A 7570-nucleotide genomic window follows, 5' to 3' on the forward strand; every position below is an offset into this window, starting at 1 on the left:
GAGGCGCCGACCTCCGCGCTGAGGCCCTTGACGGTGCCGGAGCGGTGGGCGTTGAGGGGCTGCTCCATCTTCATGGCCTCCAGGACGACGACGAGGTCGCCCTCCTCGACCTCCTGGCCCTCCTCCACCGCGATCTTGACGATGGTGCCCTGCATCGGGGAGGCGAGGGTGTCGCCCGAGGCCACGGGACCGGACTTCTTCGCCGCACGGCGCTTGGGCTTGGCCCCGGCCGCGAGACCCGTGCGGGCCAGCGACATGCCGAGCGAGGCGGGCAGGGAGACCTCCAGGCGCTTGCCGCCGACCTCGACGACGACCGTCTCCCGGTCGGCCTCCTCCTCCGCCTCGGCGTCCGTGCCGGCGGTGAAGGGCTTGATCTCGTTGACGAACTCGGTCTCGATCCACCGGGTGTGGACCGTGAAGGGCTCGTCGGAGCCGGTCAGCTCGGGGGCGAACGCGGGGTCCCTGACCACGGCGCGGTGGAACGGGATGGCGGTGGCCATGCCCTCGACCTGGAACTCGTCCAGGGCGCGGGCCGCCCGCTGGAGCGCCTCCTGTCGGGTGCGGCCGGTGACGATCAGCTTGGCCAGCAGCGAGTCCCAGGCCGGGCCGATGACCGAGCCCGACTCGACGCCCGCGTCCAGGCGCACGCCCGGACCGGACGGCGGGGCGAACGCGGTGACCGTGCCGGGGGCGGGCAGGAAGCCGCGCCCCGGGTCCTCGCCGTTGATGCGGAACTCGAAGGAGTGACCGCGCAGCGGCGGGTCGTCGTAGCCGAGCACCTCGCCGTCGGCGATGCGGAACATCTCGCGCACCAGGTCGACACCGGCGACCTCCTCGGTGACCGGGTGCTCCACCTGGAGGCGGGTGTTGACCTCCAGGAAGGAGATCGTGCCGTCGGCGCCGACCAGGAACTCCACCGTGCCGGCGCCGACGTAGCCGGCCTCCTTCAGGATGGCCTTCGACGCCGTGTACAGCTCGGCCATCTGCGCCTCGGACAGGAACGGCGCCGGGGCCTCCTCGACCAGCTTCTGGTGCCGGCGCTGCAGCGAGCAGTCGCGGGTGGAGACGACGACCACGTTGCCGTGGGTGTCGGCCAGGCACTGGGTCTCCACGTGCCGCGGCTTGTCCAGGTACCGCTCGACGAAGCACTCGCCGCGGCCGAAGGCGGCCACCGCCTCGCGGACCGCGGAGTCGTACAGCTCCGGGACCTCCTCGAGGGTGCGGGCGACCTTCAGACCGCGGCCGCCACCGCCGAACGCGGCCTTGATCGCGATGGGCAGGCCGTGCTCCTCGGCGAAGGCGACGACCTCGTCGGCGCCGGACACCGGGTCGGGGGTGCCCGCGACCAGCGGGGCGCCGGCGCGCTGGGCGATGTGGCGGGCGGCGACCTTGTCGCCGAGGTCGCGGATGGCCTGCGGCGGCGGGCCGATCCAGACCAGCCCGGCGTCGAGGACCGCCTGGGCGAAGTCGGCGTTCTCGGAGAGGAAGCCGTAGCCGGGGTGGATGGCGTCGGCCCCCGATTCGCGGGCGGCCTTCAGCACCTTGTCGATGTCGAGGTAGCTGGTCGCGGGAGTGTCACCGCCCAGGGCGAACGCCTCGTCCGCGGCGCGGACGTGCAGAGCGTCCCGGTCCGGGTCCGCGTAGACGGCCACGCTCGAGATGCCGGCGTCCCGACAGGCTCGGGCCACGCGGACAGCGATTTCGCCACGGTTGGCGATGAGCACCTTGCGCACGATTGAGGCTCCCTCCTTGAAACAAGCCGAGTTTAGGGACTGCCGACACGGCACTACGACCCGTCCCCAATGGTGACCTTGCCCACACGGAGCGTGATCCGAGGCTCGCTCGACCCGCGAAATCCCATGTCGCGCCTTGGTACGCAAGACTCCTCCGGGAAACCCTAGCCGTCCCGTGTGGTCAAGGTCTCTGTGAGAGCGTGCCGCGCCCCACTCCGTTTCTTTGTCGAGTCCCTACGAATGGCCCAATGATTCTTTGCCGTTCGCGGGACCCCCGCCCCCGGCTTTACTCGTCGGTAACATTCGCGCCACCCCGAGCGTACCCGGAGTAACCGGAATCGCGTTCGAGGATGGGGGGCGGTGTTCCACAGGGGGCGGCGTGGGCCGCGGTGCCCGCGCTCGGCGCCGAAGGGCTCGGCGCCGCCGCCCCGAACCGGCTGCCCGGGGTCCTCGCCGGACGGCCGCACCTGCCCCCCGGCCGGCCTCGACCCGCACGCGGCGCCGGTGTCCTCGACGGCCGCCGGCGCCGCCCTCGGGTCCTGCTCCGCCCCGTGCGGGCCCGCCGCGCCGCGGGCCGCCCCGCCCGGCCGGGCGCCCGCCGGACCGGCCGGCGCCACCGGACCCACCGGTCCCGTGGGCGGGGGTGGCGCCGACGGGTCCCCGGTCACCTCTCCGGCGGCGCCCACAGGTCCGTGATGCCCACGCCCAGCCGGCCCAGCAGGCGGCGCACCAGCGGCAGGCTGATGCCGATGACGTTCCCGTGGTCGCCCTCGATGCCCTCGATGAACGGGGCCGAGCGGCCGTCCAGGGTGAACGCTCCCGCGACGTGGAGCGGTTCGCCGGAGGCGACGTAGGCGGCGATCTCCTCGTCGGAGGGCTCGCCGAAGCGGACGACGGTGGACGCGGTGGCGGAGGCGTACCGGCTGCCCTCCGCGGCGGTGTCGTAGACGCAGTGGCCGGTCTGGAGGATGCCCGCGCGGCCCCGCATCGACTTCCAGCGCGCGGTGGCCTCCTCGGCGTCCGCGGGCTTGCCGAGGGCCCGGCCGTCCAGCTCGAGCACCGAGTCGCAGCCGATCACCAGGGCCCCCCGGACCTCCGGCTTCGCCGCGACCACGGAGGCCTTCGCCTCGGCGAGGGCGAGGGCCAGCTCGGCCGGGGTGGGTGCGGTGACGGCGTCCTCGTCGACTCCGCTGACGATCACCTCGGGGGTGAGTCCGGCCTGGCGGAGCAGCCCGAGCCGGGCGGGGGACTGGGAGGCGAGCACGAGCCGGCGACGGGGCTGATCTGTCATGCGATCAGCGTATCGGCGGATCCGCCCTCCGGCGTGGCGGCCGGGCGCCTCACCGCACACCGATCACGATCATCGCCAGCACCATGGCCAGCGCCATGAGAACGCCCAGCCGCCGCAGCATCTCCTGCGTGTCCCGCAGTTCCTTCGGCGGCTCGTTCTCGGGGTCGGACCACAGCATGTCCTCCATCGTCCGGCCGCCCGCCCCGGCGCCGCCTGAGTACGCGTACTCAACTTCCCGGCACGCGCCGGACCGGGGTCCCGGACCTCAGGCCCCGGGCCAGTACGTCCGCGACCAGGCCGCCGGCCCCGGCTGGGGCAGGAGCCGGCCGGCGAGGCGGGACGGGTCGGACCAGGAGTCGCGGGGAGCGGGCGCGCCGGACGGCACGGCGGACGCCGCCGCGGCGCGCACGCGGACCACCGCCAGTGCGGCGGCCAGCTCCTCCGGGGTCGGGTTGCCCCGTACGACCTTGATCGTCATGGCCTCTTCCAATCGCTCGGCCGGACCCCGGGGCGCGGGGCCCGGCGGGCAGGGTTCACAGGGGGATGTTGCCGTGCTTCTTCGGAGGCAGGGATTCCCGCTTGGTCCGCAGCTGACGCAGGCCGCGGACGATGTGCCGGCGGGTGTCCGACGGCATGATCACCGCGTCGACGTAGCCGCGCTCGGCCGCCACGTAGGGGTTGAGCAGGGTGTCCTCGTACTCCTGGATCAGCCGGGCGCGGGTGGCCTCGGCGTCGTCCGATTCGGCGATGGTGCGGCGGTGCAGGATGTTGACGGCGCCCTGCGCGCCCATCACCGCGATCTGCGCGGTGGGCCACGCCAGGTTGAGGTCGGCGCCCAGGTGCTTGGACCCCATGACGTCGTACGCGCCGCCGAACGCCTTGCGGGTGATGACGGTGATCAGCGGGACGGTCGCCTCCGCGTACGCGAAGATCAGCTTGGCGCCGCGCCGGATGATGCCGTCGTGCTCCTGGTCGACGCCGGGCAGGAAGCCGGGCACGTCGACGAAGGTCAGGACCGGCACGTTGAAGGCGTCGCAGGTGCGCACGAAGCGGGCCGCCTTCTCGGAGGCGGTGATGTCCAGGCACCCGGCGAACTGCATCGGCTGGTTGGCGACGATGCCGACCGGGCGGCCCTCCACCCGGCCGTAGCCGGTGACGATGTTCGGCGCGAACAGCGGCTGCGTCTCGAGGAACTCGCCGTCGTCCAGGACGTGCTCGATCACCGTGTGCATGTCGTACGGCTGGTTCGCGCTGTCCGGGACGATCGTGTCCAGCTCGCGGTCCTCGTCGGTGACGGCGAGGTCCGCCTCCTCCGGGTAGGCCGGCGGGTCGGAGAGGTTGTTGGACGGCAGGTACGACAGCAGCTGCTTGACGTACTCGACGGCGTCCTTCTCGTCCCCGGCCATGTGGTGGGCCACGCCCGAGGTGGAGTTGTGGGTGCGGGCGCCGCCCAGCTCCTCGAAGCCGACGTCCTCGCCGGTGACCGTCTTGATGACGTCCGGGCCGGTGATGAACATGTGCGAGGTCTTGTCGACCATGACCGTGAAGTCGGTGATCGCGGGGGAGTAGACCGCGCCGCCCGCGCACGGGCCGACGACCAGGCTGATCTGCGGGATCACCCCGGAGGCGTGGGTGTTGCGGCGGAAGATCTCGCCGTAGGCGCCCAGCGAGGCCACGCCCTCCTGGATCCGGGCGCCGCCGGAGTCGTTGATCCCGACGACCGGGCAGCCGGTCTTCAGGGCGAAGTCCATGACCTTGACGATCTTCTGCCCGTACACCTCGCCCAGCGCCCCGCCGAAGACCGTGAAGTCCTGCGAGAACACGGCGACCGGGCGGCCGTCGACCGTGCCGTACCCGGTGACGACGCCGTCGCCGTAGGGGCGGTTGGCGTCCAGTCCGAAGTGGGTGGAACGGTGCCGGGCGAACTCGTCCAGCTCGACGAACGACCCCTCGTCGAGCAGCAGGTCGATCCGCTCACGGGCCGTCAGCTTGCCCTTGGCGTGCTGCTTCTCCACGGCCCGCTCCGAACCGGCGTGCGTCGCCTCGTGGATGCGCCGCTGGAGGTCCGCGAGCTTGCCCGCGGTCGTACGGAGGTCGGGCTGCTGCACTTCCGGCTCGGACATCGGGATACGGCTCCCTGCCTGCTCAAAAGGGGGGACGGTTACTCATCCGTAGCGTAGTGGGGGCACCTGGGATCGGCAGTGCGGTCTATCCCACACCGCCTTCCCCTTCACAGACCGGGAAACGGACTGGGAACCGCGCCGGTCACCCGGTTCCGGGACGTGGATTCCGGGACGTGGTCCCGAGGCCCGGTCCCGTGACCAGGTCGCCGTGACCGGGATCCCAGGCCGGTCCCCGCTGCGCCGCGGAGGAGGCCGTACCTAGGGTGGCCGCATGACGAAGTCACCGGATGACGATGGCACGGCCGGACCGGACCTCCCGCCGGCGCGGGGACGCTGGAGCGACCTCGACCGCCCGCCGCTGAACGCCGCCGGCCTGCGCAAGGGCCTGGTGCGGGACGGCGGGCTGTGGCGGCGGGTCGACGTGGTGCAGCGCACCGGTTCCACCAACTCCGACCTGGTGGCCCGCGCCGAGGCGGGGACGGCCGGCGAGGGGTCCGTGCTCGTCGCCGAGGAGCAGACCGCCGCGCGGGGCCGCCTGGACCGGCGGTGGACGGCCCCGGCCCGCTCCGGACTCTTCTTCTCCGTCCTGCTCAGGCCCGTCGAGGTGCCGGTGGCCCGCTGGGGCTGGCTGCCCCTGCTCACCGGCGTCGCGGTGGCCACCGGACTGTCCCGGACGGCGGGCGTCGACACGGCCCTGAAGTGGCCCAACGACCTCCTCGTCACCGTGGGCGGCGAGGAGCGCAAGGCCGCCGGGATCCTCGCGGAGCGGGCCGGGGACGGCGGGGTGGTGATCGGCGTCGGCGTCAACGTCAGCCTGCGCGCCGACGAACTGCCGGTGCCCACCGCCGGGTCCCTGGCGCTGGCGGGCGCGGTGACCACGGACCGCGACCCGCTGCTGCGGGGCGTGCTGCGGTCGCTGGAGGACTGGTACGGGCGCTGGCGGACGGCGGGCGGCGACCCGGCCGCGAGCGGCCTGCAGGAGACCTACGCGGCGGGGTGCGCGACCCTCGGGCGGACGGTGCGGGCCGAGCTGCCGGGCGACCGGGTGCTGCGGGGCGAGGCGGTCGCCGTCGACGGGGACGGACGCCTGGTGCTGGCCACGGAGGAGGGGGTGCAGGAACCGGTGGGGGCGGGCGACATCGTGCACGTGCGCCCCGCGGCCCCCTAGGCCCCGCGGCCGTCGTCCCGGGGGTCCCGCCCGCACCCGGGGGCGGGTGAGGGGCGCACGCGGTACGGGTGCGCGGGCGGACGACGGGTACCCCGGTCCCGGGTGCGCCGGTCGTGCCACCCGTGGGCGCGACCGGACGGAGTGAGCTGGCGCACACCTGCCGTAGAGTTGAGGCCGGTCGAGACATGACCGTGGCAGATCGGAAGGGCAGCAACGCGTGACCGTCGACGACTCGGGCTCCGGAACGGAAGCGCAGGGCCGCGCGGAGCCTCCGCCACCCTCGGCCTCGCGCGAGCGGGGGGACGACTCCCGTCCCGCCGGCAACGGCGAGGATCCGCTCGCTCTGCGTCTCGAACAGCTCATCCTCGGTGCCGAGCGCCGTTACACCCCCTTCCAGGCGGCGCGCAGTGCCAGCGTCACCGTGGAAACGGCCACGCGCTTCTGGCGGGCCATGGGATTCGCCGACGTCGGACAGGCCAAGGCGTTGACCGAGGCCGACGTCCTGGCCCTGCGCCGGCTGGCCGGCCTGGTGGAGGCGGGACTGCTCAGCGAGGCCATGGCCGTGCAGGTGGCACGGTCCACGGGGCAGACCACCGCGCGACTGGCCGAGTGGCAGATCGACTCCTTCCTGGAGGGGCTGACCGAGCCGCCCGAGCTGGGCATGACCCGCACCGAGGTCACGTATCCCATCATCGAGCTGCTGCTGCCCGAGCTGGAGGAGTTCCTCGTCTACGTCTGGCGGCGGCAGCTCGCCGCCTCGGCCGGGCGGGTGCTGCAGGCCGCCGACGACGAGGAGATGGTGGACCGGCGGCTCGCCGTCGCGTTCGCCGACCTCGTCGGGTTCACGCGGCTCACCCGGCGGATGGAGGAGGAGGAGCTCGGCGAACTCGTCGAGGCCTTCGAGACGACCGCCGCCGACCTGGTGGCCGCGCGCGGCGGACGGCTCATCAAGACCCTCGGCGACGAGGTGCTCTACGTCGCCGACGACGCGGGAACGGCCGCGGAGATCGCCCTGCGGCTGATCGAGACCATGGCGAACGACGAGACGATGCCGGAACTCCGGGTCGGCATGGCGTTCGGCACCGTCACCACCCGGATGGGCGATGTCTTCGGCACGACGGTGAACCTGGCCTCCCGGCTCACCTCGATAGCTCCCCGGGACGCCGTGCTCATCGACGCCGCCTTCGCCGAGGAACTGATCCGCACCGGCGACGCGCCCGCCTCCGAGGCCGCCGCCGCGGAGGCCGCGGCCTCC

General features: G+C 73.4%; 7 protein-coding genes. 2 read left to right on the plus strand and 5 right to left on the minus strand.

The features are described from left to right. The 5 genes from AOK18_RS18790 to AOK18_RS18805 form a co-directional block, all read right to left on the minus strand. Positions 1 to 1733: acetyl/propionyl/methylcrotonyl-CoA carboxylase subunit alpha (locus AOK18_RS18790; RefSeq protein WP_055695129.1), on the minus strand; the 1733-nt coding region annotated here is incomplete at its 3' end. A gap of 664 nt (positions 1734 to 2397) precedes the next feature. Continuing rightward, positions 2398 to 3024 (minus strand): Maf family protein, encoded by a 627-nt coding sequence (locus AOK18_RS18795; RefSeq protein ID WP_055570502.1) that lies wholly within the window; start codon positions 3022 to 3024, stop codon positions 2398 to 2400. Between the two features lie 49 nt (positions 3025 to 3073). Then, positions 3074 to 3202, minus strand: a complete 129-nt coding sequence (gene mmpB, locus AOK18_RS35165) for a morphogenic membrane protein MmpB (RefSeq protein ID WP_095533885.1) — start codon at positions 3200 to 3202, stop codon at positions 3074 to 3076. Between the two features lie 87 nt (positions 3203 to 3289). Beyond that, positions 3290 to 3502 (minus strand): acyl-CoA carboxylase epsilon subunit, encoded by a 213-nt coding sequence (locus AOK18_RS18800; protein WP_055570503.1) that lies wholly within the window; start codon positions 3500 to 3502, stop codon positions 3290 to 3292. Between the two features lie 55 nt (positions 3503 to 3557). Beyond that, a complete protein-coding gene (locus tag AOK18_RS18805) occupies positions 3558 to 5147 on the minus strand; it encodes an acyl-CoA carboxylase subunit beta (RefSeq protein WP_055570504.1) in 1590 nt (529 codons plus the stop codon). A gap of 271 nt (positions 5148 to 5418) precedes the next feature. On the opposite strand from AOK18_RS18805, the gene AOK18_RS18810 reads away from it, so the two are divergent. Beyond that, positions 5419 to 6315 (plus strand): biotin--[acetyl-CoA-carboxylase] ligase, encoded by an 897-nt coding sequence (locus tag AOK18_RS18810; protein ID WP_055695130.1) that lies wholly within the window; start codon positions 5419 to 5421, stop codon positions 6313 to 6315. Positions 6316 to 6532: 217 nt separating this feature from the next. Next, on the plus strand, positions 6533 to 7570 hold a 1038-nt coding region (locus tag AOK18_RS18815), incomplete at its 3' end, for an adenylate/guanylate cyclase domain-containing protein (protein ID WP_055695131.1).

It is taken from the genome of Streptomyces prasinopilosus, from assembly GCF_001419695.1.
Classification (GTDB): Bacteria; Actinomycetota; Actinomycetes; order Streptomycetales; family Streptomycetaceae; genus Streptomyces; species Streptomyces prasinopilosus.